Consider the following 25,049-nt stretch of genomic DNA (forward strand, 5'->3'; position numbering starts at 1 on the left):
ATCTGATTTTATTTGGTTATTTTCTCAATCCCATGCATATAAGGCACTAAGACCTTAGGAATCGTAACACTGCCATCAGCATTTTGGTAATTTTCCAAAATGGCTGCAACGGTTCGACCTACGGCTAAACCGGAACCATTTAAAGTATGCACATAATGCAGTTTCTCCTGTGCATCACGATAACGGATTTGCGCACGCCGCGCTTGAAAATCTGTACAGTTGGAGCAACTGGAAATTTCTCGATAGGTATTTTGTTGAGGCATCCACACTTCCAAATCGTAAGTTTTGGCTGAACTAAAGCTAGCGTCCCCAGAGGCCAATGTGACTACATGATAAGGTAATTCCAATTTTTGCAAAATACGTTCGGCATCAGCGGTTAATTTTTCCAATTCATCATATGAGTCTTCGGGTTTACAGAATTTAACCATTTCTACTTTGTTAAACTGGTGCATCCGAATTAAACCGCGAGTATCACGCCCAGCTGAGCCCGCTTCTGAACGGAAACAGGGTGTTAATGCTGTCAGGTAGGCAGGCAATTGATCTTCGGTTAAAATTTCTTCCCGGTAATAGTTAGTCAGTGGCACTTCCGCAGTCGGAATCAAGGTTAAAGGTCGATCTTCGTCAATAATGGTATATACATCTTCTTTAAATTTAGGAAATTGACTGGTTCCAAACATCGCATCATTATTAACTAAGTAAGGAGGAATGACTTCTTGATAGCCATCAGCTTCATGTTGATCTAACATAAAATTATAAATAGCGCGTTCCAGTTTAGCGCCCAAGCCTAAATAATAAACAAACCGACTCCCGGCCACCTTGGAAGCCCGATCAAAATCCAAGATCCCTAAATTTTCTCCAATCTCCCAATGGGACTGTGGTTCAAAACTAAACTCCCGCGGTTGATGCCACTTGCGCACTTCGACATTATAAGATTCATCTGGACCTACTGGTACTGAATCTGCCGGAATATTCGGCAAACGTACTAAAATGTATTGCAACTTGGCTTCAATTTCTTTTAGTTTTTGATCATCGGCTGCAATTTGTTGTCCAACTTTTTTCATGGCCTGAACTTGATCACTCACATCCTGGTGGTCTTGCTTAGCTGTTGCAATAGCTTTGGAAGTTCGATTGCGTTGAGCTTTTAGATCTTCTGTCTGTGTTAAAAGTGCTCGCCGTTGTTCATCTAGTTTTAACAAGTCATCAATTTCTGCAGCTGTCACTCCTCGAGCGGCCAATTTATTCTTAACCCAAGTAGAATTTTCTCGAATAACTTTAATATCTAACATTTTTTCCTCCCAAAATAAAAAAAACCGATTCATCCCTATTTCAAGGACGAATCGGTTAAACGACACGCGGTACCACCTAATTTCAATCACAATTAATGATTGCAACTTGCAAACTGATAACGGAGAATCCCGTATAACTTTTTATAAATATGCTATCCGTTCAGATGCTGGAAGACGAGTTAATCGAACTTACAGCTAGAATCCGACTCTCTGAATAACTCAAAAGGCATCTGCTCACGTTTTCTAATCTGATATTAGTATATATCTTTACAAAATGCAATTATTTATCCGGATATTTTTTTCTGTGTCCAAATATCGCGAATAACGGTAATTAATTGTCCAAATTGAGCATTACCAAAGTCATGAGACCACTTAAAGATAAATTGATTACCCGTAGTCGATTTAATATCTAGATGTTCGGTTGCCGTAATAATCAAATCCGCTTCCGCAAAATTATCTACTAAGTCTACATATGGCAGTGATTTGATTGTTTCAATTAAATCTAAATAAGCTAAGAAACTATCCTCAATCTCAGGATATATTTTCACAGAATAATGACTGGAAGTTAACGCCATTAGTCGAAGAGAACTATTGTAAACAGCATCGGTCATCAAATCCACATGCGGTTGAAAATCGCTAAATTCATCTTCTTCGACTAATTCCAGCAGTAGATCACGAATTTGTTTGCGATATTCCGGCATGTCAATAGTTCGAATGCCCGCAGCTTGACCGCCATAATAGGTAATCGCTTGATAGTAACTATTGCCAAACGCTAAGCCGCCAATAATCACCCGAACCAAATTGATTTTCACCGTCTTCATATTCTGGTCATCCATCTTCAAACGCTTTTGAATATTAAAAGGAATCCGTTGAATAATCTGCGCAACAAAATCATAAATGACTGTATCGTATTCTTGCAGTAACTCTAAACTTTCCTCAGACTGATTTTTGGTATAAGGAATAATGCTTAACACGCTGCTAGCAGCATTATAGACATTCACTGATTCAGCCATTAAGCGGGAACTCGGAATTTCATTAATTCGGGCAACCACTTGGGTAAACTCACTAGGAGCATTATCTTGAATAATTTTTTGCAATTCAGCATTTTCATAAAGATTAGCATAAGGATACTTGATATAAGGCAACCGCGGATTTTTATCAACTAAGTGTCCGTTAGCCATCCGTAACATGCTGACCGCTAGGAAAATACCAAAGAAGTCTTTGGTGACATTATTGGGTTCAACCATATGAAAGAGATCTAAACCGTAACTGACCAATTCACTGGCCTGTTTTTGAGTGACACTATCAAATGGCCAGCTTAAGCCTTGGGTTGCCCGCCAATAGAGAACAGTAAGCGCAATCCGCACATCTTGTTCCCGACCAATAAACCGCATAGGTTCATAAGCTACCCGAACATCGAACTTCTTCAAAAAGGTTCGCATAGGTTTTAAATGACGCAAAGCTGTAGCCTTACTGTTACCCATCGCTTGATAGAAATTTGTAAAGGAACGTTTATTGCTAGATAAAACTTGCCGTAAGAAATTATAAGAATCCGTATGAGAAATCAAATAGATTTGATACTGATCCGAAGAAACGGCAAAAATTTCTGGAATCGTAGGGTCAGACTTACCTAAGATAGCCTTCATATCTTGCACAATACCATCATAGGTGTTATAGATGCTACCGTAACTTTTATGCATTTGTAATGCAACTTGACGTAAATTAATTTCAGAGATTCCAGGAGTTAATCTCTGATAAATTTTCAGACTATCTTGATTAGTTTTTTCCATGACCTTTAATTGCCGGATCTGTTCAAAGAGATGTAGCTTTTCTGTTTCCGAAACAGATAAAAATAGGTCTGGTGTTTTTTCCAAAATTCAACCTCCAAATTACATAAGTTAGAATAAGCATTTTACTTAATTAAAAATGTCTTAATTCATATAAGCGGCAATCTCTATTATGTAATAAATAGGCAAAAAATGCTATATATTTAGTAGAAATAAGTTTGAAATATTAATGAAGTTTTTAAAAAAGAACAATGAATCCCGTGACCATTCATGATAGTAATGAAAAAACCGCAAACAAGGTTGCGGTGGTTCAGAATTTTTTAATACCAGTTTAAGAAAGAGCTTGCGTAGCGTCAGTGCCTAAATTCCAATAAAATGTTCCTATAAATGTACCCACTATTTCACTTTTAGTAGGATATAAAACAATATCTTCTTTCTTATCAAAGGCAAGTAGCCATAGGCCACGTCCTCGAGAATCATTAGAGCTCGTGCTATCCGAGTCTGCAGATGTTAAAAGAATGACTGACTTGCCCGCTTCATTTTTATCCGTTGGCTGTTGTGGTGGATAAACTAATGCCGCCTGGTTTTTATCAAATTTTTTTACGGGAGCATAAGCATCAAGACTATCAGCTTTTTCATAAACGACATCGTTCAGAATATCCGCGACATTCAAATCATGATCAGCATCTAAAGGCGTGCCGCTTTTGGATTGACCGTTATACATTTCAGCATTTCGAAAACCAATGGCGGCAATAGGTTGAAGCGCCTTTGTATCTTTTTCATAAAAAGCAGTGGACTGGACAGATAAATACCAATTAGTAGCCGTCCCTAAACGAAAATCCGCTACTGCCACTCCATCGTCTTGAGGGCCATTATTAGCTTGTCGACTAGTATGGTTTTGATCTTTTTGAGGTATCAAATTCCAATTCAAAATTGTAAATTGCCCATGCTCACCAAACTCCAAATTCTTAGGTACAGACATGAGGTAAAGATCGTTAGAATTATTAGAAAAACTAATTCCAGAATTCGAATTACCACTTTTTCCAGAAGGATTAATTACGTTGGCATCTGGTATAGCTGCCCCTTGATTATCTGTCAAAGCAGGATCAGCAGCTTGAACGGAAGTGGAATTCATTAACATAAAACTAAAAAATAAAAGCGTAGAAAAACGCAATAATTTATTCATGCTTTTTCCCCTTTCAACGCTTCATCTGCGTCGCTTGGCGTTGACCATGTTTATAAAACCAATAAAATAATAAAGCGATTAATAACAAAACAACGATTATTAATACCAAAATCAACGGCCAATAGTTAGGTTTAATATTAGGATCATTACGATTCAATTTCCGGGCTTCAGCTGGGCTAATTGTAAAGTTCTTAACAAGGTTCCAACTACGAGCTTGCGCTGAAACCTGCACACGTGCTTGATAATTGCCAGCCTTCATTGGATGATGATTCCAACTCACCGGAAAAGAAAAATTAGAATTAGGTGCAAAATTGCCATTCTTAATTTTGGACTGATAAAGCAGCTTTTGACTATGCGCCGGATAAATACGAGCCCGAATACGCATCGCATTCTTGTTAATGTATTTAGCTTTAAAATTTTGCATATTGATAAATACTGCCGGACCGGCTTCCAAAACTCCTGGTCGGATCGAACGTAATCGCAAATCAGGTTGCACCTGCTCCACAGCACCACAATTCATTAAAATACTTATGGAATAAGCATAAAGATTATTCACACCGGAATGTTTCAGTTTTTTAGCTGCAGTCTGTTTATCAATTGAGGGCGAATGAATATAAAAACTGCCCAACATAACACCATTAAAAGACTTCTTAGGGGCAGTAATGGTCTGCGTAACGGTTTGAGCTGACTTTGGAGGCAAACTAATAGTAACTTTTTGAGGTCCCATTTTAGTCCAATCATGTTGCAAACTGGAATCCCTCTTGCTAGACAAGTTAGCGTAATCTAATTGTCCCTGGCTCGTGGTACCAGCTACAGTCGGCAAAATGGCGACTCGAATTTTTTTGTCTAGATTATTAGTGATTTTCAAATTCACCTGTTGTGACTGACCAGGCTGTAAATTCAAAATAAAAAAATTATCATTATTGGAAGTCGACTGTCCTCCTGACAAAGCTACCGAAAAACCTGCTGCTCCTGTAATAGCAGCAGTAGCCGGCTTACAGAAAAAGGAAGTCATTGCAATAATCATTGCTAAGAAAACACCCAATAAAAAATTTAAGTTGAAAAGACTATCTTTAATAAGCACAAGAAACTCCCGGTAATTGTGATCGACATATGAACTAATTAGCTATTATTAGTGGCATCTGTACTTAGAGTCCAAGTTAAAGTAGACTTATATACAGAATCAGACTTTATATTACTAATATCTGATTGACCAACATAAAAGCCAACACTAGTAGGGGCTATAAAAGAAAGCGCTAATGGCCCTACAGGAGTATACCCAGTCCCTGATTTTGCTACAGATTCATTCTGAGCACTATTACCATTAGCTTCAACTACTATCTCGCTGTTATTAATATCCACACTAGGTGTGGAAGTACCATCGCCTATTGTATACGGTAAATTTGCAGTTGATGGTTGAGTTGCTGTTGCCAATGTCGGACGTAATTTTAACTGGGAAGTATTCAATTGATTACCGTCAATGGTTTTAAAAGCAGTAGCTTTTACAGATAATGCCCAATTGACGAGTGAATCACTGTTACTTGAGCGGTTATCCAATATCACTACTCCACGAGTATTTCCAGGTTCAGATTCAGATCCATGATTAGCTCCTACCAATCCAAGTCCGCTTCCACCACTTAAAGTTGCTGCAAATTTATGATTCTTTCCAAAATCAAAGTTAGGCACTTGATATAAAACTAAATCACCCGGAATAAATCCAATACCTGCTGTAGAGTCATAAGAAGCAGTAGCAGAACCATTAGTAGAACCTGATGGTATGCTATTGGCAACTTCTGCATCAGCTTTATCACTTAAAGCATGAGGTGTTTCATCCGCTGCGGCCAAATTAGTAAATATCGGCGCAGTAGCAGCTAAAGTGGATATTACTACCGCTGCCCTCGAAAATTTTTGAAAATCCATCATTCTAATTCCCCCCATAGAAGTTATACTGCATAACTTATCTCAATTTCGATTATAAACCACTTAGCCCCAGAAAGAAAGAAACTTAATTATTCTTTCTACTTTTTAAACCTTTATGCTTTGCATAAACAAAAACCAATGTCAAAAATACAATTAAGAATAAAATAAACACCCCAATTATTAAAATCCTGAAGATCCATGGATTACGTTGTAAGTTAGGATTAGCTTGATTTAACTGACGAGCTTGAGCAAAACTTACGTTAAACCAACGTTGTAAATGCCAAGTCTGCCCCCCCGCCTGGACACGCAGCTTCAACAAATAACGCCCCGGATGAACCGCTTGATTGCCCCAAGGGATTGAGAGATTACAAATTGAATTAGCTGCCAAACTCGCATTAGGCAGATTGAGCTTATGTAACATCCGCCGGTCAGCGCGATATATTTGGGCCCGGTAACTAACAGCGCGCCCACCATAATAAACAGGACGCTGATTATGCACAGGAGCAATCACTTGTGGTGTCCCCCCAGCCTGTAATGAGATCGCGCCTAATTTAATTTGGGGAACTATGGTAGTATAGTCCCCTACATTTAGCAGCAACTCGGAAGCAAATTGTAACTGATTGCTTGTACCATGCTTTGCTTTTGGCGGTATATACTGGACAATCACAGCTCCAGCAATCGTTCCTCGATAATTCGGTGCCGTTAAACTTAAGGGCACGACTAATTTTTGCTTGGATTGTAATCGCACCTTTTGAACCGACAAACCCAGCTGTTGGACATTATACTTCCAAGAAGAATCCATGTTTTTACGTGCATCTTTTAACGAAACCAGATTAATATTCCCCGTACTATCCGTTTGAGCAACCCCGGGAAGCAATTGCACTTGAAGTGGATGAGAAGTTAAATTTTGCAGCTTTATTCCGAAATGAACCACAGTCTGAGGTTGTACGTCAACATCCAATATCGGTTGATTCGTTTTGTTATTAGCAGGCACAGTTAATTGCGCTGCCACTGGCATACCAGCAGCTGCGTGCGTGATTTCTATTTGATAAAAAAAGCACCAACCTATCATTGAGATTAATGCTACGATTAAGTTCATTTGTAATTTTTTCATAACTAACATAGTTACAATGTTACTTGCAAGGTCCAAGTCAGTGTAGCCGTCTCTATTTCTTTCTTGTTAGGCTGCGAATCATTTTTGTAATGTAATTTGACACTACTATTTGTACCCGCACCGTTAAAATCCACTGCGTAAATATGCGCTCCTCCATTAGCAGGCTTAGCCGAATAATCGTGTTTCATAATAATCGCACTATTGCTAGGGTTCTTGCTACCATTAATAGTTGCAGGATCAGTTGGAGGAGCATAAAGTGTCTGAATTGGTGAGCCCTGTATAGTATAAATATCCTTATTATTACTATCTTTAGATTTAGTGGCGTAATAACAGTTCAAATTTGAAAATTTTAACGATATATCTTCAGGATTAGAGACTTCTTTAAAAAAAACACCTGTCGAACTATTTTGAACTTTTACACTCCAATTTGCAAAACCATGTTGGTCTTCTACTATTAAATAACGTTGGGTTTCCTTCGGGTTAATGAGGTCAAAATCATTATGGTTTTCACTTTTTTTATGATCAGCGCCAAAGTCAAAATTTGGTACTAAGGACAAAACAGGGGTTGATGTAAACCGATCCTCATATCCTACAGCTGCTTTGGATTGAGCAGACGCACTCCCAGCTCCCGCAGGTCCAGAAACAGAACCAGAACCAATCTGATCAATATCTGGTGCACCCGATATGTTAAAAGCAGAATCAGTGTCAGAAGTAGATGCTGATGAACCTGAAGCATCTGCCACAGCGTAAGTAGTTTGAAAGCCTAATCCGCCCAATAATGTTACTAAAATTGTGCCAGCTTTTAAACAAGTTCCCCATTTTTTATCCATTTGATTTCTCCCCCAACTCAACATTACACTGTCAGTATATTATAAATTGACAGAATACTCAAAAATATTCCTAATAATTTAATGACCATTAAAATTCTTATCGTACATTAGGTCTACCTTTGTGTAATCCTGAACGATAAACCCAAATAGTTAAGCCGGCGAATCCCAAGACGATTAAAACAGCTAAGAACACCCACCACCAAATTCGATTAGGATCTTTTGGTAGAAATTTATTTAATTCATTCGTCTGCTTTTGTGTTAAAGTAAAACTTTTGTGAAAAACATAATGTTGCCGATGATGCGTCAAATCATAACGAACATGATAAGTTCCTGGTGATAACGGACCACGGTGCCAATAATTTAACCATACTGTTTTAGAATTCCCTGCAAAATTACCACTTTTATTTACAAAAGTGGTATTCAATTTGGGATTCATTCGATTAGTGACCCGAGCTCGAAATTTTCCCTTTAAAAAAGGATAGGCATAAGTATTTTTAATTGGTGTCTTAAAAAGAACTTGTCGATTGGCTAGAGCTAATTTGGGTTGATCAATGTGAAAGTGGGGCCGCTGGGGATGCAGATCTTGTTGCAAATAAACTCCATAACTGAAGTTCGCAATTGCCGGTGTTGAAGAACTTTTACCCTTTTTAATTTGTGCACGGATAAATTGTAGATCAGATTGCGAACTAAACAATAATCCCCCCATCAATAACCCTTTAATTCCTGCCGCCGGAATGTGTAAAGATACTTTTTCTGCAACAACTTTGCCAGGAGGCACTTGAACAACTTTGCCCGCAACTAACTGACGAAAATCATATTGCGCACCTGGTCCAGGAACGGCGTTAGGAGTAGCCGTATCTAAAGTTAATTGCGGAGTGGTCTGGACAATCAGTGGCTGTATCTGAATTTTATTAGTGTTATTAGTATAATTGCACAATTGAAATTGCAATTGATAAGTCTGCCCTGGGTGTACCTTCAAATACCAGCCTTGTTTCACATTACCGATTTGATTAGCAGATTGTGTGGGAATTACTCCAAAACTACTGCTTTGAGCTTCTGCAGGTACCAGCATACCCCAAAAATATATAAAAATGACTAACAAGCATCCTGCTAACTGTCGAGCATGCAAACCTTTATAGTTGTGAACCATTATTCTTGGGCAACTTGATCGTCAGCAGAAATTGCCGCATTCCAAGCCAATGGAAAAACTAACACTACTTCTTTATATCTACTCTCCAAAAAGGTCTTTTCGATATTGTTTCCATTGCTATAGGCCGAGCCATTATTTACCATTATCTGAGTTATCTTATCACTGTCCTTATTCTGAGCACTGTCCTTATTAGGAAAAGAAATTGTTGCGGTCCCTGGAAAGCCTTCTCCAGAAGTGCTCCAGATATCTTGAGAAGTTCCACCTTGAGGATTGTCAGCAGATGAGGGGAAATACATTAATGACAAATCTGGTTTTTTTAAGTTTTTATCAGTTGGACTATCTGTGGTTGCTTTTGTAGTTGACTTTACCGCTACACTCGATGGAGCTAACGATAATGTACCTGAGTTTTGTTGGGTACTCTTCCAAATACTTGTTAATGAGGTACTTTCATTTTTTGAAAGATCACTCCACACACCACCTTTCAGGCCTAAAACATAGGTTCCCATCGATTTCACCGATACATTAAAGGGTACTTTTGCATCAGACGAAATGATTAAATCATTTTTATTTATGACCTTTATCTGATTTTCCTGCTGTTGAGCTTCGGAACTGGAAAATTGATTTCTTCGGCCAAAATCAAAATTGGGAAGTTGTGTGAACTGCAAAGTAGCCTGCTGGAAAGTCACTTTTACTTCTGTTTGCGGTGGAGTTTCGTCAGCTTGCACTATTTGAAAACAAGATAGACTTCCTATCATGAGTAAAACAACTAAAAATATATTAAAATGTTTTTTGGGAATTTTAAAAGTTTTCACAGCTTACACCTCAAGGCTATTATAACAATTTGTCAACAATTAGTCCATCTAGATAATTTATCTTTTGGATTTTTGATTACGGCCTTTTAAGTAAATCAATAAATAATATAGTCCTACGAAAACTAAGGCCAAAATGCCAATTAAAATTATCCAAACCCAGACATTATTGTATCGCTTCGGTTGCTGTTCTCTAATTAAGTGCTTTCGCTGCGCCTTGCTGATAGTGAAATGACGTATAAACACTTTAGAATAGTGATTTCGGGCAGTGAAATTTAATTTTAAAGTATAATTACCCGCTGCTAATTTTTCCATTGGAATAAACGCGTTCCAAGTCGAGCTGGGGGCCATTTGTAAGTTGTTTAATTTCACTGTTTTGTGTTTGCCAGATGGTAACGTAAAATGCGCTTGTAATTGGATTGAACCAATATTAATAGGTGCACTATTGAATAACTTGAAACCCACTCCTTTTTGCATGGTTCGTACTTTTCCCGTAACTTGTTTGGACATTGTCACTTGTGGAGTTACCGGATCATGATTGGAACGCAGTACAATGCCATTAACGTAACGGATACGATTTTGAATACTTAATTGTTCCGCATTGGAGCTGCCGGCAGTAGCCACAGTAGTGACTCCTCCTAAAATTAATCCTTTAATGGGCTTAGCAGGAGCTTGATAAGTAAATTGATAAATATCTGAGGCTTTTGGACTTAGGACCACCTTACCAGTTCTTTTACCTACAATCAAACTGGATAACTGTGGGTTTTGAGGACGATAAGGCGTCACCTGTGCGTGATCATAACCAATAATTCCATTATCAGAAGTATAACTATCATTTACCGCCACGTGAACGACTATCTTTTTAGTACCAATATTACTAATTAATAACTTTAAAGTTTGTTTTTGTTGGGGCTGAACTTGGAGATTATAAAAAGTCGCTTGCGAATCAGTTTGATTATCCGGCAAAATCGGTTTAACAGTATAAGCATAAGGTTCAGCTTGGCTTTTAGCGGCAACGGGCTGGCTAAGGAACCCAAAGCCTCCAACACTCATTAATAAAATTCCAAGTAAATATTTGAATTTCAAGAGTACAAATCCTTTCTTAATTACACAACAACTTCAAACCAATTATGGCAATTATTTCCACAGAGTAATCATTATTCCTGACGCAACTATCGCCCCTGCTTCATTTGTCGCTGTTGAGACCAGAGTCCCCAGATCACAAACATAATCAATATTAAAATACCTAAAACAATGCCTAAATACATCACTGTTCTATCAGGTGTTAAATTGCGGCTTGCATGATTGACCCGATCCGCCTGAGCTTGAGTAATCCGAAAATTGCCGGCAAATTTCCACTTGGTTTTATTGCTACGAGCTGTTCCCTGCGCTTGATAAATCCCCGGCTTAATTGGCAAACGTTGTTGATCGAAAGCAATTGGTACTTTGGAGTTCGGTGCGATTACCGCATAACGTTGATCGACAATCATTGGCTTAAAACCTAACTTAAAGAATTCTAATAACCCCTTGCGGCGCAAATGCATATGAACAGTAACATTTTTCATTAAGCCCGGCTGATTATTGGATAAATTGACATTAATAAAAGGGGCCTGTGCTACTGCCTGTGGTTCTATGCCATTTAAAGACAGCACTCCGCCAATCGCTTTATTAGTTTCAGTCAGCCATACGGGCACTTTTAATCCTGGATCATGAGGATTGTTTAAATCATAAATATAAAAGCCGCCAATCATTAAACCCCGAAATTTTTCTGGGGGCAGCTTAATCTGAAAACTTACTTGCTTCGTCTGATTACTCTTTAAGTTTAGATTCTGTGGTGCCGTCAAATCCGCAAAAGCATAGCGCAAGTCATTTTGTCCTGCTTGTACTTTTTCGGAATAAATCAAATGCCCATTCGAACTGGTCGAAGCATTGGTCGGCCGAATACGCAAACGGATATCAGAATTAGCAAAGTTTGTTAATGACATTTTGACCCGGTAAACGCGATTAGGTTGGGCCACAATTTGAAATTTATCTGTGACGTTGGAATTTTCAACAATGGGAGTGACAGAAACATCACTCAACATGGCCTTTACTGGCTGACTTTGCCAAAAGATCCCCGACCAAAGTCCAAAAATAAATGCAGTAATAATAATTATTTTTTTCTTCATAAATAAGTCCTCAACCTTTAGTCAACATCATCATAGTATCACATTCTGAAAAAAAAATGCAGATACAATAGACTTGTATCTGCACCACTATCGGAGAAAATTTAACGTTGATTATAATTATTCATTGGTGGTTGATTCTTCTGTTGATTACGCCGACCAAAGTAAACTCCTAAACCTAGCACCAATAATAAGACCAAGATAGCAATTAAAATCCATAGCCACATATAGTTAGGTTTGATACCAGATAATTTATTGTACTTAGCTGCGTCTTCATTGCTTATCGAAAAGTTCTTATCAACGATCCAAGATCTCGTTTTATCATTGGTTGTCAACTTCATATGCAAGTGATAATCACCGGCCTGTAAAGGTGTTTTACCCCAATCAATTTGATAGTTATAATTAGAGTTAGGAGCTGGTGAAATATGTGTTTGCTTAGCAATTTTTTTAAATTTATGATCATCAGGACGTCGGGTAACTGTTGCTTTAACATTGATGTCCGCATTATAACCTTTAACATAATTCTGTAAATTAGCTTTCACACCACGAGTTTTCATAGTCTTATCAGCAAAAGCAAAAACGTATCTAACCCTAAAATTAGGGGCTTTTTTCTCGTCTTTCACATGTCTCAATCGGATGGGAAGACCTTGCTGGTAATTATTCCTTAAAACTGTACCATTTGAAGTCACAGAGGAAGATTCTTTTGCACTCTTTACAAGTTTAACAACAATACCACCCATTAAAAATCCCTTAAAATTATTAGATGGAATATTCAAACGTAAAGAAACCGTTTTGATTTCCCCACCATCAACATAAACAGTTTGCTTTTGTGGCTGCACATAACGATTGATTTTTAAATTCAACGTAGGATCGTTGGCAATGTTTTTAGAGTAGTCCAGCTGTCCGTTCGAGTCAGTATATGCAGTATGAACATATACATTATATTTATGTCTTTTGTCATCTTTATTAAGAATAGAGAATGATATATTTTGTGAGCTGCCTGCGTCACCGTATACATCAATAATTCCATTCTCCGCAGTCTGATGATCATTATAATTTGCTTTCACACCAAAATCAGCAGTGGCAGCTTGAACTGAACTACTACTTACTATAAAAAAACAAAAACCTAAAAACAGTACCCCAAAAAAATAATCAATTTTTTTCATATATTTTCTCCATCATTATTTGTCATCAATGATTAATTTTACTTCATCAAAGCAAAAAGTCAACAATAAAAATGAATATTTCCAAAAAATTAAGCAAAAAAAAAAGCCACATAAATTGTGGCTTTAAAAATTAAGCTGTTGGTGCAGCAGCATCCAACGTCCAAGTTAGGATTGAAGAGTAATTTCTATTTGCTGTATACGCAGTGTCACTACCCTTTAATTGATCCTCACTAGGAATATGGAGTTTGATACCCGCGGTATTATGACTGAAATCAAAATCATCAGTACCATATCCAATACCTGCACCCATGTTTACAACAGTTCCTGGAGTTTTGTTATCTGACTTTACACCCGTTACTTCTGCTGTTTGCAAACTCGTGGTGTTCCCGCCTACTGTTACACTACCACTAACTCGTGGCAAATCAAGAGACCAATTGCTATCACCATACGTAGCGTTACTATTACTATCAGCATCTTTAAATGCACCCATTGTAACCTTTACCGTATAACCTAAGCCCTTGGTTACAGCACCGCCGCTAGCAGCAGCAGAATGTCTTGATTCAGTAATACTTAAAACGGAGTTTTCATCGTTTCCAATAGCTGGTTTAAAGTTTTCAGCAGATTTTACGCCTTCAGGAACAGCGTCACCAAAGCCAAAAGACGGAACCTTATTGAGTACCAAATAACCATCTACTACTTTAACTGTAGCAGAAGATTCCAACTTACCTGTACCTGTCTTTTCATTGTTTGTAGTAGCAACATTAGCAGGTTTGTCTGCTGCTGCTGAAGCTGTTCCACCGCCTGTACTGCCTGTATCGCCTTCAGCAGCATTAGCAACAGCAACTGGTGCAACTGTCGACAAAACCATCACAGATGTAGCTAATGATGTAAATAATTTATTCATCTTCATGAATATTTCCCCCCAAAAAATTTCAAAGTTATTAATAACATTCGTTACAAGATTTATCTTAACATATTTTTGAAAATATGCAACTTTTAAATCTCAAGCGAAATTATTCTCTTTGCCAAACTCGGCGCCAAGCGCCTACTACTCCATTGCGATTAATGATGACAATTAACCCTAATAAAGCCATCCCAATCATTGTAAAGCCTCGATCATTCACCTCACCTGTTTGCGGTAAAGAAGTATGATCAGTAATGTTAACTGCCCCCGGCTGAGCTGTGTTTTGGTTATTTCCCGAATTATCACTGAGCTTCTTCGGAGCTTGGTTAGCTTCACCGTTATTCACATTATCCTTTGCAATAATCTGAACTCTTACATCAGATGTTTTCTTGTCACCCTCCCCCGTAGTAACCGGAGCACTTCGTGTCAAATTGCTGCCATTGTAATCGGTTCCTTCTCCAGCCCAAGTAGCAACTGAGAACAAACCCACTACCAAACCAACAGCTAAAACAACCGTCAAAATAACCCCCGTTACTTTGAACCAGGAGAGTCGCTTGAATTGACGATGTTTAATTGTTTTCATATAACGACCCTTCCTGTGTGCAGAATATATTTCATCTACAAGATTAATCTATCACAGATCACAAAAAAAAACCATATAAATTGCCTAAAAGTTAAAGATTACTCCGCTGGAGAACTTTTTGCCAACGCGACCAAAGCTGGGGAGCAGCAAACTTTTTGGCACTTTGATAGGCCTGTGTGGATAATTTTTGTGCCAAAGTTGAATTTGTTAAAATTTGTATTACGCGCTTTGTCGCTTGCTGCAAATCATTCAAAGGAATTAAATATCCATTGGATCCATCTTGGATTAGTTCACTATTCACATAACGACAATCATAACCCACCACTGGTACCCCATGCTCTAAAGCTTCTAATAAGGACAGGCCAAAGCCTTCCGTATTCGAAGTGGATAAAAGTACGCGGGCTTGATCGTAATAATGAGATAAATTGTCAATATTGCCTTTGAAGCGCACCGCCTCTTGCAAGTGCAAAGCTTGGATTTGAGCTTGTACCAATTGATATTCCGCAGTTGAAGTCACACCCCCATAAATATCTAAATGCACATGGGGTAAATGATTCAAGACTCTCTGTAAGATCAAGAGTGCTTGAGGAATTTGCTTTTCTGCAGAGATACGGGCCACCATCATAATTTGATTGGGATCTCGCTGTTGGATCGCAACGGGAGACCAGTTATTTTTAGTATAGCCGCTCGGAATCGCCACCACTTGGTGCTCAATATTAGGAAAGCGTCGTTGAATATCACTACGTTCTTGTTCGGTGGGACAAATAAACAGATCAAACTTCTGTGGATGGGTTAAGCCAAATTCATAATTATAATTGAGCTTATCGGTTAAAACATCGCCATCAAAGTGCGTGATAAAATGACTGTGAATAAAGACCGCTTTGGTGGCTGGGGTTTGCATTCGGCCCAATCCTTCGGTGCATTCATAACGATCCGAAATAAACAAATTTTTCCCCGCATAGTCTTGATTAACCTGATCCAAAAAATAAGCTTGCAGCGTGGGTAAATCATGAAAGCGTTGCGTTTGTCCGCGAAAGATTAAATCCGTATAAAGTACTTTCGTGCCGGAACGATTAAAGATCTCTGTACAAAAAACTTGACCTTGATCATTAACGATCTCTTGTTTTTTTAATTTTCCTTGGGTGCCAAAATAATATTTAATCGATAAAAACCCCCGCGTATCGTAGCCTTCCGCATAAGTTGTCCGTTTGGAGGTTTCATTGCCAAAAGCTACAGAAATTACCTGCTGGTCAGGTATGTAAACTCGAACGACAGCTTTTCGACCATCAGCGGTTTGCACCAGATAGCCCTGCTCAACACCTTGGCGGCCGAGATTTTGGAGAATCTGGTATTGATGCTGTCGGCAAAACTGCGCGATATGATTAGGACGATGGTGAACATGAATATTATGACCAAAGTAATCAAAAATATTTAATACATCGTTTGTCGTCAATCCAAAACGTCCCGGACCTTCCGCCCAATTATTGCGATAATAAGTAGTTAAAATTTTGGCCGGTTGCCCAAATTGTTGAAACAGACGCAGCCGTTTCAACTGAGCGTGTTCAATTCCTGACGATAGATTTGACAAATCTGAATTAATAAAAAAATTCATCAATCTGTGCTTCTCCTCTCAAATAGTATTTTTTATTTATAAAATTAGTATAAAATAGAATTGAGGTGATAAATTATGAAAATACAACGTCATGGCCAGGATTTTTGTGAGCTGAATGATTACCCTTTGGTAGGACAGAAGTTTCCCGAATTTCAAGTGTTAGATTCCCAGCAAAATCCGGTCACACTAGCGAGTCTATTAACGAAGCCGCTTTTAATCAGTGTTGTGCCTAATATCGAAACCAGTGTTTGCGCTCTGCAAACCAAGCATTTTAACGAAGTAGTGGATCAATTTTCACAATGTAATTTCGTCACTATTTCCACTAACACCCCGGAGCAACAACAAAACTGGTGCGCAGCCGCGAATGTAACTCGGATGCAGCTTTTATCGGATGAACAATTCAATTTTGGCCACCAAACTAATTTATTGATGGGTGACTCTAAATTGTTAGCCCGGAGCGTTTGGTTATTACAAACCGATGGTCAAATTATTTACAGCGAGATCCCTTCCGAAATGACTGATGAACCAAGTTATGAACCCGTTCTTGCACAAATCAAACAATTGTAATTTTTTAAATCCTAATAAAAAACACACGTCCATTTAATTTGCTTGGACGTGTGTTTTAGCATGACTAGCGCCGCCGATGCTTCCAAAAAGTCACAAAGTGCAACAAAGCAAATAGTAAGGCGCAAAAAATTATTACAAAACTACCGTAATTGAACCAAAAATTGGATATTGACCACAAACTATGCAATCCTTGCTGAATTACCATGGTTAAAAAGGACATCAGGGCGATCATACAAAATAATTGCAAGTAACGCTTCAAAGTTGAATCATCCTTTCTGGGACGGTGCGAAATCTTTTGACCATAGCGCTGGCACAACTTCACTTTGGATGCGGGCAGTTGCTGTAAATGCAAAGTCCCCGGACAAACAATTTCCCCGATCCGAATAACTCCGGCGGCCGTCATTACGCGGTCAATAGCTTTAAAAGTTTCATCCGTAATCCCAGCCACAAAGTTTTCAAAAGAACTGACATAACAATCAGTGATACTTAGATAATGTTTATTCTTAAACTGGCCGGGAATCGTATCTCCGTTAGCTTTAGTATAGACCAGCTCAGGGCGTAAACAATCTAAAAATTTTTTCAAAATACCGTTAATCGTGCGCCAATAAGTCGGAGCGGCCCAGATCCAAACATCACTTTCCACGAGTTTTTTCACTAAAAAGGCTAAATCATTATGTTCCTGCACGGCCACGGGGTGAATCTGATAGTCCTCCAAAAAAATCGTTTCGGTTTCTACTCCGGGTGCGACATTATCTAACACCGTCTGCAGCAACTGCCCCGTAATTCCGTGCCGTGCTTGAGAACCCAAGATGCCTAATACTTTCACTCTTGTCACTCCTCTTTACGATACGATAGATTAACCAGCCAATTCAGTCCCGAAATCCCCAGCATCAAAACTCCTGCAACTATGAAGAGCATCGGAAAAGAAAAATGATCAATAATTAATCCGCCAAATAAAGGTCCAATCGCACGCCCTACCGAAGAAAAGCCGTTAACCAGTCCCTGATTGCGCCCCTTCACTTCATTGGCTGACCAGTTATCAATAATCACCGGTACCGACGGTACATAAATTGCCTCACCAATGGTCAACAAAATCATCCCGGCAAAAATAAACACTAAGCTTTTACTAGAAATCGTCACAAAATAAGACACAGTTAAAAAGAACAGACCCCAGCTCACGCGATCAAAAAGGTTATGAATAATATTGGGCCAATGAGCGATGAGCAATTGTACTAAAATAATGACCACGCCATTCAATGTCCATAGCATACTATAAATTCGGGTGGAAAAACCATTATCAATCAAATAAACTGAAAAATTAGATTCCCATTGAGAATACATGGTCCAAACAATCACTAAAGTGGCTAAAGACACCACAAATAAAGGCCAGCTGGCCAATTTGGAAGTTGGCTGTGTCGCAGAAGACGATTGTTCAACTGATGGCCGTTGCGTAGCCGCATAGTATAAGCGCTGTTTAGGAAAATAAAGCGACAGAATCATTAACGAGATACAATATAAACAAGTAACTAATAAAAAAATTGGGGCAATCGAACGATGGAACAGTTCACTAATACAAATGGTGCCAATCACTAATCCGACATTTAAGACTAAATAAATTTCATTAAACACATGGGTCGCACTCCGACCAGCGACTAAGGTTCCATAGACATTAACCCCCGTGGTTAACCATCCTGTCGCAAAACCAAACGCTATTAAAATCAGCGCATAAGTCGGCCACCCATCATACTTAATCCCGACACCACTAGATAAAATACATAAAACCAACCCAATGACCGTGAGCCAGAACTGATTAAACCGATCATATAATTTGCCCGAGACTACGGCACCAATAACATTGGCGACTGCAAAGCCAAAAAGTGCCAACCCGGCGACAGTTAAAGATTTGTGTAAAACTTGATTAATATAAATTGTTGCCAAAGGCCACATCATACTGTAAGCCGTTTCGTTAAAAAAAGCGACAACCAATAACGGCTTCATCCGGACCGTGTTCATCTGTGCCTCCAAAAAATGTACAATAGTAATATTCAATACTATCTACTATAACATGACCCCAGAGCAGAAAGGAACTAGAAAAATGACCGCCGCCAATTATCAACCTCGTGATACAAAAGACGCCTTGCGGCACCTGCAAACTTTAGTCAATCAATACTATCGCGCACCGTTAACCGCCGATTTGTTAGCTTATAATCAAAAACAAATTACTTATTTACAAGAAAATGTTATTCCCTATGCACAACAAGTGGAGCATAATCTGCAACGCCAACAAGAAGCTCAGCTCATGATGCAAGAATTACAACGCTGGCAAGTCTTACGCCTGCAAGGTCACAATGTGGCCGGCAAAATGCGCCACTTTCGTTTTCAAGCAGCTACTGTGACAAAATATCGTACTCCTAAGCCGAAACGCCAATCGCTGCCGCACTACCATACGGGCCCCCGCCATTAATCATTTTATCGAAAAATTATGTTAAAATTAGCGTAGCTTCAATCTGAAAAGGAGTCTGAAGAATGACGGAAACAATTTTAGTAGCCGGAGGAGCCGGCTATGTTGGTTCACACATGGTGCAAGAATTAATTAATGAACATTATGATGTCGTAGTGATCGACAATCTATCCACCGGTCATCGGCAAGCAATCAATGCCCAGGCCCGCTTTTATCAAGGCGATACACGCGATCGGCAATTTCTCGAAAGTGTTTTTGCACAAGAAGAAATTACCGCAGTCATCCATATGGATGCTTTTTCCTTAGTTCCCGAATCTGTGCAGCAGCCTTTAAAATATTTTGATAATAATCTGATTGGTCTGATTAGTTTATTAGAAGCCATGAACAAGTATGCGATTAAATATTTAATTTTCTCGTCCACAGCGGCGACTTTTGGCAATCCCGTCCAAATTCCCATCCAAGATCAAGATCCCCAGCAGCCGATTAATCCATATGGAGAGAGTAAATTAATGATGGAAAAAATCGTTCACTGGGTAGAACAAGCTAATGGTTTGCAATGTGTAGCTTTGCGCTATTTTAACGCGGCTGGTGCCTTGGCTGACGGTTCCATTGGTGAAGATCACCGTCCCGAAACTCATTTAATCCCCATTATTTTACGTACTGCTGCTGGTCAGCAAGACTATGTTCAAATTTGTGGCACTGATTATCACACGCCGGATGGCACAAATATTCGCGATTATGTACACGTCATGGACTTAGCCCAAGCCCATATTTTAGCTTTGAAATATCTCCAAGCAGGCAATCCCAGCTGCAGCTTTAATTTAGGATCGAATACCGGTTTCTCCGTCAAAGAAATCCTGCAAACTGCGCGGGAAGTCACTCATTGTGCGATTCCCGCTCAAGAAGCACCTCGTCGAGGCGGCGATCCGGATATCTTAATCGCTGATAATTCGCAAGCTAAAAAAATTCTCGGCTGGCACCCTCAATACGATGATATTCATACAATCATTCAAACTGCCTGGACTTGGAAGCAAAATCATCCCCAGGGGTATGCTCATAAATAATGACTGAATTTTTCATACTTTCGCCATATTTTTATCGGGTCATTTTCACAACTACCCCGTATTATATAGTTTGTAAGTTGAGATGAAGTTCTTTAAAACTTCTCTCTTCTTTCCCCCCAAAAATTTAAATATTGATTCCCCTCATTATTTAAAATTTCAAAACCATTGCTCCCCCCAGCAATGGTTTTTATATATCTCTTTTGTCAAAGTTCACAAATAATTCACAATTTAAGAGTTATAAATTCATATTCTGGCGCTATGATGTATTTGTAAGTTGAGATGAGGTTCAAAAACCTTCTCTCTACTCCCCCCAAACCTAATTTAAATATTGATTCCCCTCATTATTTAAAATTAACCGTATATATTAAAAAGCTATCACACAAGTGATAGCTTTTTTTCTTGGTCTATTGATAGTTTAAAAAACTTAAGACCCCCAAAGGCGCTGTTAATAAAAGATTGGCGGCTGTATTTTGCAGGACATAGCTTTGATCAAATATGGGCAACCATTGTTGATATGCTTGTTGTAAGTGCTCTTGCTGATTGATTTGTTTTTGTAAGGCCGCAGAAGCCAGCAAAATCAGCGGCACCGAAATCCGTTGTGGTTGCAGTGCTTGGAGCTGGGTATGCCAACCAGCTTGCTGCTGCTTCGTAAAACGCACCTGATAATTAGCTTTTACTTGATGATATTGCGCTACATAAGCATTGACCATCATTTGCGTTTGAAATTCGGAAATTAAAGTTTTGGCATGAAGATATTGATGCGCCGCCCACACTAGGGCTTCATAAGAAGTAAAAGTGCTCTGCGGCAAATTATAGTTGGGGACATGTAAACTGGGATCTAAAGCAATAATTCTTTGTGGATGCAGCCCGTAAGTCTGAACGGCAGCAATAACCACACTCAGGGCTGTCCCCGACACCACAATCTGATACTGGCAGAGCGCTAATTCTTGCAACCAGGACGCCAAAATCTCCGCATAGTCGGGTAACGTGAGTGAGGCGTTGGGCACAATCGGCCAATCAAGTGCCCAGCTTGGAAATTCATTATTTAAAACCAGCATTTGTAAACCAGCATTCACATTTTGCCCGATATCCGGCACGATAATCAAGGCCGTGTCACTTTCATTAGTCGCTGCTAAATAATGTATCTGGGGCAATGTTGAACTTTGAAGTACTTGAATTATGGGCATGCGCAAATTTCTCCTTGCAGTATCTGGGGTACACTAATTGTCTTCTTGTAGACAATTTAAAAAAGAAAAAACCCGCTGTCAACAGCGGGTTTTTTTAAGAAGCACACTAACTAGGCTTGATTTTGTTGTGCTACAGCAGCAATAGCCACTGAACTTAAATAATTAATCGGTTTATCAAAATTAGGTTGGAAGAAGAAATCAACCATCGCCAATTGCTCAATAGTCATCTGATTTTGAATGGCTAAAGATAAAGTATTGGCCGATTGCGAAACATCATACTTGCTCGTCAAAGACCCACCTAATATACGATGAGTTTGTGGATCCCAGATCAAATTTAACAAAACTGGTTCGGTACTAAGCATGAATTCCGGACGATAATTATCTTCGACACTAACGTGTGCTACTTTGACGCCGCGGGCTTTCGCTCCATTCACCGTTAACCCGGCCCCAGCGTACGTCCGCTGATACAATTCCACGGCAGAAGTTGCTTGCGTTCCTAAATATTTGTGCGTAGCAGTGGCAATATTATCGCCGATTAATAATCCTTGCCGCACAGCATTGGTGGCTAACGGGATATAATCCGGTTTTTGCGTAGGATTGTATTGTACTGTGGCAGCATCTCCGGCAGCAAAGACATCCGGTTGACTGGTTTGCATATATTCATCGACAATGATGGCGCCATTATCCAATGTTTGCAATTGATCTTGGAATAGTCCGGTACATGGACGAAAACCAACACATAAAACAGCAATATCAGCTTGATACTGGCCCTGATCAGTTGTCACAATGACTCCATTATCTTGATCTTCAAACTTTACTACTTTTTCCTGCAGCTGCAGTTTTACTCCGTGATCCCGATAATCTTGTTCGGCAATTTCCGAAATATTTTCGTCAAAATTCTTGGCCATCACATGCGGCAACATATCAATTAAAGTAACATCTTTTTGTTTCAAACTGTAGGCTTCAGCCAATTCCGCGCCAATATAACCTGAGCCAATCACAATGGCACTTTGAATTTGATCTGCATTTTGTTTCAATTGGTTGGCATCGTCCCAATTCTTACAATGCAAGACATGAGGCCCATCAACTCCCGGGACCGGCGGGATCACAGGCTGGGAACCCGTAGTAATCACCAATTTATCGTACTTTTGAATAAATTCTTCTTGGGAAACTAAATTTTTCACAGTCAATTGTTTCTTGTCCCAATCAACTGCCAAAACATCATGTTGCATATGCATCTGAGCCCCCAAAGAGCTCAACTGTTCCGGACTAGAATAAAACATCTTTTGTGGATCAGAAACCCGATCGCTCACCCACAAAGCAATACCGCAAGATAAGAATGACAACGTATCATTGCGTTCAAAAACATCAACTTCCCAATCTGGATGATTGGTTAAAATGGACTGCGCTGCAAACGTTCCCGCATGCGTACAACCGATAATGCTAACTTTCATTTAAAAAAGTCCTCCTTTGATGCAACCACCAAGGTTTTTATGTGAATATTATAACAACCTTGAAGCTAAACATCAACTTTTCTAAATAAAAAAATTAAAAAAAGCTTTTAGTCATTTTATGTGTAATTTATTTCTTAATTTGTCACCAGAAATATGCAAAATTTGATCAAAACTGCGCTTTTTTAACACCCAGTACCCATAAATAAAGGCTCCAATGATAATTTCCAGCATTAAATAACCTGTACTCCGAAGGCGGCCGCCTGTCGTATCTAGCTGGCCAACCAGACCATCGATTCCCCATACTACTAGCAGCATGACAACCGCTAAAGCGATCAGGGGCCATAAATCGCGTCGTAATATTTGGGACCACGGCAAGGGATATAAGCGATTAATTTTGGTGACCATTAAGGCACAAATTACGATCATGGCACAAATCGTCGCCCAAATCGGGCCGTAAGCTTGCAACCAATAAACCAAGGGCCATTGAATAATAATTTTCACCACAAAACCGATGCCCAGGTAACGAATCGCCAGTCCATTTTTGTATAAAGCTTGTAAAATAGCCGCCAAGACCATGAACAAGCCTATCAATAACGCCATCACACAAGATAACCGCATAATTTTAATTCCTAAAGCACTATAAGCGTAAAAAGTAATCCATAATGGGCGGGCCACTGCCAACATACCTAACGCTGCCGGCAGCATAAAAAACATAAATAAGCATAAGATATCTCGAATTTGCTGCTTAATCGACTCGGTTTTTTGTTGGGTATATAAAGAAGAAACTAACGGAATGGAAGAAGAAACCACTCCCGTAGCTAAGGAGACAATGACCATAATCAGCTTGTTCGCTTGAAAACCAAAAAGCGAATAATAATAATCTAATTGTTGCTGGGAAATGCGCATAAAGCTTTGCATCATCCAATTAAAAGTGGACTGATCAAACAAATTAAAAATCGTAATCGTCGAATCAATAATTACAAAGGGAATCGCTTGTTGCACAATTTCTTTCGTGAAATCGCGCGCAGTAAATTGTAAATTATGCGACCCGAACGTGGCTAAATCCCGAAAATAATGCCGGCGCCGCCAAAAACATCCTAATAAATATAAAATGGAAGCACTGGCACCGACAAAAGAAGCAAAGGTTGATTTCGTCACAGCATCCACATAATTACCGTGGCGAATTTGCATGGTAATATACGTAATAGCTAACATGTAACAGACACGGACAAGTTGTTCGAACATCATAGACAGAGCCGAGGGCTCCATCAGAGAATAACCTTGAAAATAGCCGCGCATAATACTGAGAGTAGGTAATAACAAAATCGCAATGGCCAACGCCTTTATCGCAGGAATACTGCGCGGATCGCCATTTGTAAATACCTGGGCTACTTCCGGCGCTCCAAAATACATAATCCCCGCAAAAACCACGCCAATTATGGCTGTAACTTTCAACGCCTGTTTAAAGAGTTGATTCCCCGCTTCGTATTCGCCTAAGGCATTATAATGCGAAATCTGTTTAGAAATAGCGCTAGGTAAGCCGGCTGTCGAGATTAACAAGAAAAAGTCATAAATATGATAAACTTTGCCATACAAAGCATTGGCAGAAGCAGCAATCAGCGCTGAACCCATCCAAATATTCCAAGGAATCACATATAAAGCCGATAGTGCCCGGGAAATGATGCCGCTGGCAGTGATCCAAGTGGATCCTGAAAGTAATGAATCTGGACTGTTAGTTGCAGAAGTTTTTGGTTGCTCGGCCATCATTAACCACCCTAATTAATCAATTTTAGAAAACTACTAA

Annotated in this window: 23 protein-coding genes; 3 read left to right on the forward strand and 20 right to left on the reverse strand. The window is 39.2% G+C overall.

The annotated features are described in order from the left end of the window. Nucleotides 1-8: 8 nt before the first annotated feature. From serS to JG30_RS06290, 15 genes are all read right to left on the reverse strand, one after another. A complete protein-coding gene (gene serS / locus JG30_RS06220; protein WP_046317328.1) occupies nucleotides 9-1,286 on the reverse strand; it encodes a serine--tRNA ligase in 1,278 nt (425 codons plus the stop codon). Nucleotides 1,287-1,570: 284 nt separating this feature from the next. Continuing rightward, complete coding sequence (locus JG30_RS06225) at nucleotides 1,571-3,160, reverse strand: helix-turn-helix domain-containing protein (protein ID WP_046317330.1); 1,590 nt, start codon at nucleotides 3,158-3,160, stop codon at nucleotides 1,571-1,573. A 244-nt stretch (nucleotides 3,161-3,404) separates the two neighbouring features. Beyond that, nucleotides 3,405-4,259 carry a WxL domain-containing protein gene (locus tag JG30_RS06230; protein WP_046317332.1) on the reverse strand — a complete coding sequence of 285 codons (855 nt, stop codon included), beginning with the start codon at nucleotides 4,257-4,259 and terminating at the stop codon, nucleotides 3,405-3,407. Nucleotides 4,260-4,272: 13 nt separating this feature from the next. Beyond that, the gene (locus JG30_RS06235) at nucleotides 4,273-5,343 is read right to left on the reverse strand and encodes a WxLIP family cell surface protein (RefSeq protein WP_046317334.1); all 1,071 of its coding nucleotides are present in this window, start codon (nucleotides 5,341-5,343) and stop codon (nucleotides 4,273-4,275) included. Between the two features lie 38 nt (nucleotides 5,344-5,381). Next, a complete protein-coding gene (locus JG30_RS06240) occupies nucleotides 5,382-6,182 on the reverse strand; it encodes a WxL domain-containing protein (protein WP_046317336.1) in 801 nt (266 codons plus the stop codon). Between the two features lie 82 nt (nucleotides 6,183-6,264). After that, complete coding sequence (locus tag JG30_RS06245) at nucleotides 6,265-7,329, reverse strand: WxL protein host-binding domain-containing protein (RefSeq protein ID WP_218837830.1); 1,065 nt, start codon at nucleotides 7,327-7,329, stop codon at nucleotides 6,265-6,267. Further along, nucleotides 7,305-8,123, reverse strand: coding sequence for a WxL domain-containing protein (locus JG30_RS06250; protein ID WP_046317341.1), 819 nt, complete (start codon nucleotides 8,121-8,123; stop codon nucleotides 7,305-7,307). The genes JG30_RS06245 and JG30_RS06250 overlap by 25 nt, the downstream gene beginning before the upstream one ends. Nucleotides 8,124-8,220: 97 nt before the next feature. Then, on the reverse strand, nucleotides 8,221-9,273 hold the full coding sequence (locus tag JG30_RS06255) for a WxL protein host-binding domain-containing protein (RefSeq protein WP_084616702.1): 1,053 nt from the start codon (nucleotides 9,271-9,273) through the stop codon (nucleotides 8,221-8,223). Beyond that, nucleotides 9,273-10,085 (reverse strand): hypothetical protein, encoded by an 813-nt coding sequence (locus JG30_RS06260; RefSeq protein WP_046317345.1) that lies wholly within the window; start codon nucleotides 10,083-10,085, stop codon nucleotides 9,273-9,275. The genes JG30_RS06255 and JG30_RS06260 overlap by 1 nt, the downstream gene beginning before the upstream one ends. Before the next feature lie 57 nt (nucleotides 10,086-10,142). Beyond that, nucleotides 10,143-11,168 (reverse strand): DUF916 domain-containing protein, encoded by a 1,026-nt coding sequence (locus JG30_RS06265; protein ID WP_046317347.1) that lies wholly within the window; start codon nucleotides 11,166-11,168, stop codon nucleotides 10,143-10,145. 86 nt (nucleotides 11,169-11,254) lie between these two features. Continuing rightward, the gene (locus tag JG30_RS06270) at nucleotides 11,255-12,250 is read right to left on the reverse strand and encodes a WxL protein peptidoglycan domain-containing protein (protein WP_046317349.1); all 996 of its coding nucleotides are present in this window, start codon (nucleotides 12,248-12,250) and stop codon (nucleotides 11,255-11,257) included. 101 nt (nucleotides 12,251-12,351) lie between these two features. Continuing rightward, entirely contained in the window at nucleotides 12,352-13,413 is a 1,062-nt protein-coding gene (locus tag JG30_RS06275; protein ID WP_046317350.1) for a WxL protein host-binding domain-containing protein, read from the reverse strand. 130 nt (nucleotides 13,414-13,543) lie between these two features. After that, nucleotides 13,544-14,323 (reverse strand): WxL domain-containing protein, encoded by a 780-nt coding sequence (locus JG30_RS06280; RefSeq protein WP_046317351.1) that lies wholly within the window; start codon nucleotides 14,321-14,323, stop codon nucleotides 13,544-13,546. A gap of 103 nt (nucleotides 14,324-14,426) precedes the next feature. After that, the gene (locus JG30_RS06285) at nucleotides 14,427-14,900 is read right to left on the reverse strand and encodes an LPXTG cell wall anchor domain-containing protein (RefSeq protein WP_046317352.1); all 474 of its coding nucleotides are present in this window, start codon (nucleotides 14,898-14,900) and stop codon (nucleotides 14,427-14,429) included. A gap of 91 nt (nucleotides 14,901-14,991) precedes the next feature. Beyond that, nucleotides 14,992-16,512 carry a glycosyltransferase gene (locus tag JG30_RS06290; protein ID WP_046317353.1) on the reverse strand — a complete coding sequence of 507 codons (1,521 nt, stop codon included), beginning with the start codon at nucleotides 16,510-16,512 and terminating at the stop codon, nucleotides 14,992-14,994. Nucleotides 16,513-16,587: 75 nt separating this feature from the next. On the opposite strand from JG30_RS06290, the gene JG30_RS06295 reads away from it, so the two are divergent. Next, nucleotides 16,588-17,079, forward strand: coding sequence for a thiol peroxidase (locus JG30_RS06295; protein ID WP_046317355.1), 492 nt, complete (start codon nucleotides 16,588-16,590; stop codon nucleotides 17,077-17,079). A gap of 64 nt (nucleotides 17,080-17,143) precedes the next feature. On the opposite strand, the gene JG30_RS06300 is transcribed toward JG30_RS06295, so the two are convergent. Further along, nucleotides 17,144-17,905, reverse strand: a complete 762-nt coding sequence (locus JG30_RS06300; protein WP_046317357.1) for a flavodoxin family protein — start codon at nucleotides 17,903-17,905, stop codon at nucleotides 17,144-17,146. A 5-nt stretch (nucleotides 17,906-17,910) separates the two neighbouring features. Next, entirely contained in the window at nucleotides 17,911-19,092 is a 1,182-nt protein-coding gene (locus JG30_RS06305; protein ID WP_046317358.1) for an MFS transporter, read from the reverse strand. An 82-nt stretch (nucleotides 19,093-19,174) separates the two neighbouring features. On the opposite strand from JG30_RS06305, the gene JG30_RS06310 reads away from it, so the two are divergent. Both JG30_RS06310 and galE read left to right on the forward strand, forming a co-directional pair. Next, nucleotides 19,175-19,543, forward strand: a complete 369-nt coding sequence (locus tag JG30_RS06310; RefSeq protein ID WP_046317360.1) for a hypothetical protein — start codon at nucleotides 19,175-19,177, stop codon at nucleotides 19,541-19,543. A 62-nt stretch (nucleotides 19,544-19,605) separates the two neighbouring features. Then, nucleotides 19,606-20,604 carry a UDP-glucose 4-epimerase GalE gene (gene galE, locus JG30_RS06315; protein ID WP_046317362.1) on the forward strand — a complete coding sequence of 333 codons (999 nt, stop codon included), beginning with the start codon at nucleotides 19,606-19,608 and terminating at the stop codon, nucleotides 20,602-20,604. Between the two features lie 404 nt (nucleotides 20,605-21,008). Here galE and JG30_RS06320 read toward each other — a convergent pair whose 3' ends face one another. From JG30_RS06320 to JG30_RS06330, 3 genes are all read right to left on the reverse strand, one after another. Continuing rightward, nucleotides 21,009-21,791 (reverse strand): hypothetical protein, encoded by a 783-nt coding sequence (locus tag JG30_RS06320; RefSeq protein WP_046317364.1) that lies wholly within the window; start codon nucleotides 21,789-21,791, stop codon nucleotides 21,009-21,011. A gap of 110 nt (nucleotides 21,792-21,901) precedes the next feature. Continuing rightward, nucleotides 21,902-23,245 (reverse strand): FAD-dependent oxidoreductase, encoded by a 1,344-nt coding sequence (locus JG30_RS06325; protein ID WP_046317366.1) that lies wholly within the window; start codon nucleotides 23,243-23,245, stop codon nucleotides 21,902-21,904. A 111-nt stretch (nucleotides 23,246-23,356) separates the two neighbouring features. Next, the gene (locus JG30_RS06330; protein ID WP_046317367.1) at nucleotides 23,357-25,009 is read right to left on the reverse strand and encodes a putative polysaccharide biosynthesis protein; all 1,653 of its coding nucleotides are present in this window, start codon (nucleotides 25,007-25,009) and stop codon (nucleotides 23,357-23,359) included. Between the last annotated feature and the right edge of the window lie 40 nt (nucleotides 25,010-25,049).

This window comes from Bombilactobacillus mellifer, from assembly GCF_000970795.1.
Taxonomy (GTDB): domain Bacteria; phylum Bacillota; class Bacilli; order Lactobacillales; family Lactobacillaceae; genus Bombilactobacillus; species Bombilactobacillus mellifer.

What these genes read in the sequence shown, in the direction of transcription:
- serS (WP_046317328.1), bottom strand. Translation starts at nt 1,286, where the DNA reads ATGTTAGATATTAAAGTTATTCGAGAAAATTCTACTTGGGTTAAGAAT.
- JG30_RS06230 (WP_046317332.1), bottom strand. Translation starts at nt 4,259, where the DNA reads ATGAATAAATTATTGCGTTTTTCTACGCTTTTATTTTTTAGTTTTATG.
- JG30_RS06240 (WP_046317336.1), bottom strand. Translation starts at nt 6,182, where the DNA reads ATGATGGATTTTCAAAAATTTTCGAGGGCAGCGGTAGTAATATCCACT.
- JG30_RS06250 (WP_046317341.1), bottom strand. Translation starts at nt 8,123, where the DNA reads ATGGATAAAAAATGGGGAACTTGTTTAAAAGCTGGCACAATTTTAGTA.
- JG30_RS06255 (WP_084616702.1), bottom strand. Translation starts at nt 9,273, where the DNA reads ATGGTTCACAACTATAAAGGTTTGCATGCTCGACAGTTAGCAGGATGC.
- JG30_RS06270 (WP_046317349.1), bottom strand. Translation starts at nt 12,250, where the DNA reads ATGAAGAAAAAAATAATTATTATTACTGCATTTATTTTTGGACTTTGG.
- JG30_RS06275 (WP_046317350.1), bottom strand. Translation starts at nt 13,413, where the DNA reads ATGAAAAAAATTGATTATTTTTTTGGGGTACTGTTTTTAGGTTTTTGT.
- JG30_RS06280 (WP_046317351.1), bottom strand. Translation starts at nt 14,323, where the DNA reads ATGAAGATGAATAAATTATTTACATCATTAGCTACATCTGTGATGGTT.
- JG30_RS06285 (WP_046317352.1), bottom strand. Translation starts at nt 14,900, where the DNA reads ATGAAAACAATTAAACATCGTCAATTCAAGCGACTCTCCTGGTTCAAA.
- JG30_RS06290 (WP_046317353.1), bottom strand. Translation starts at nt 16,512, where the DNA reads ATGAATTTTTTTATTAATTCAGATTTGTCAAATCTATCGTCAGGAATT.
- JG30_RS06295 (WP_046317355.1), top strand. Translation starts at nt 16,588, where the DNA reads ATGAAAATACAACGTCATGGCCAGGATTTTTGTGAGCTGAATGATTAC.
- JG30_RS06305 (WP_046317358.1), bottom strand. Translation starts at nt 19,092, where the DNA reads ATGAACACGGTCCGGATGAAGCCGTTATTGGTTGTCGCTTTTTTTAAC.
- JG30_RS06310 (WP_046317360.1), top strand. Translation starts at nt 19,175, where the DNA reads ATGACCGCCGCCAATTATCAACCTCGTGATACAAAAGACGCCTTGCGG.
- galE (WP_046317362.1), top strand. Translation starts at nt 19,606, where the DNA reads ATGACGGAAACAATTTTAGTAGCCGGAGGAGCCGGCTATGTTGGTTCA.
- JG30_RS06320 (WP_046317364.1), bottom strand. Translation starts at nt 21,791, where the DNA reads ATGCCCATAATTCAAGTACTTCAAAGTTCAACATTGCCCCAGATACAT.
- JG30_RS06325 (WP_046317366.1), bottom strand. Translation starts at nt 23,245, where the DNA reads ATGAAAGTTAGCATTATCGGTTGTACGCATGCGGGAACGTTTGCAGCG.
- JG30_RS06330 (WP_046317367.1), bottom strand. Translation starts at nt 25,009, where the DNA reads ATGGCCGAGCAACCAAAAACTTCTGCAACTAACAGTCCAGATTCATTA.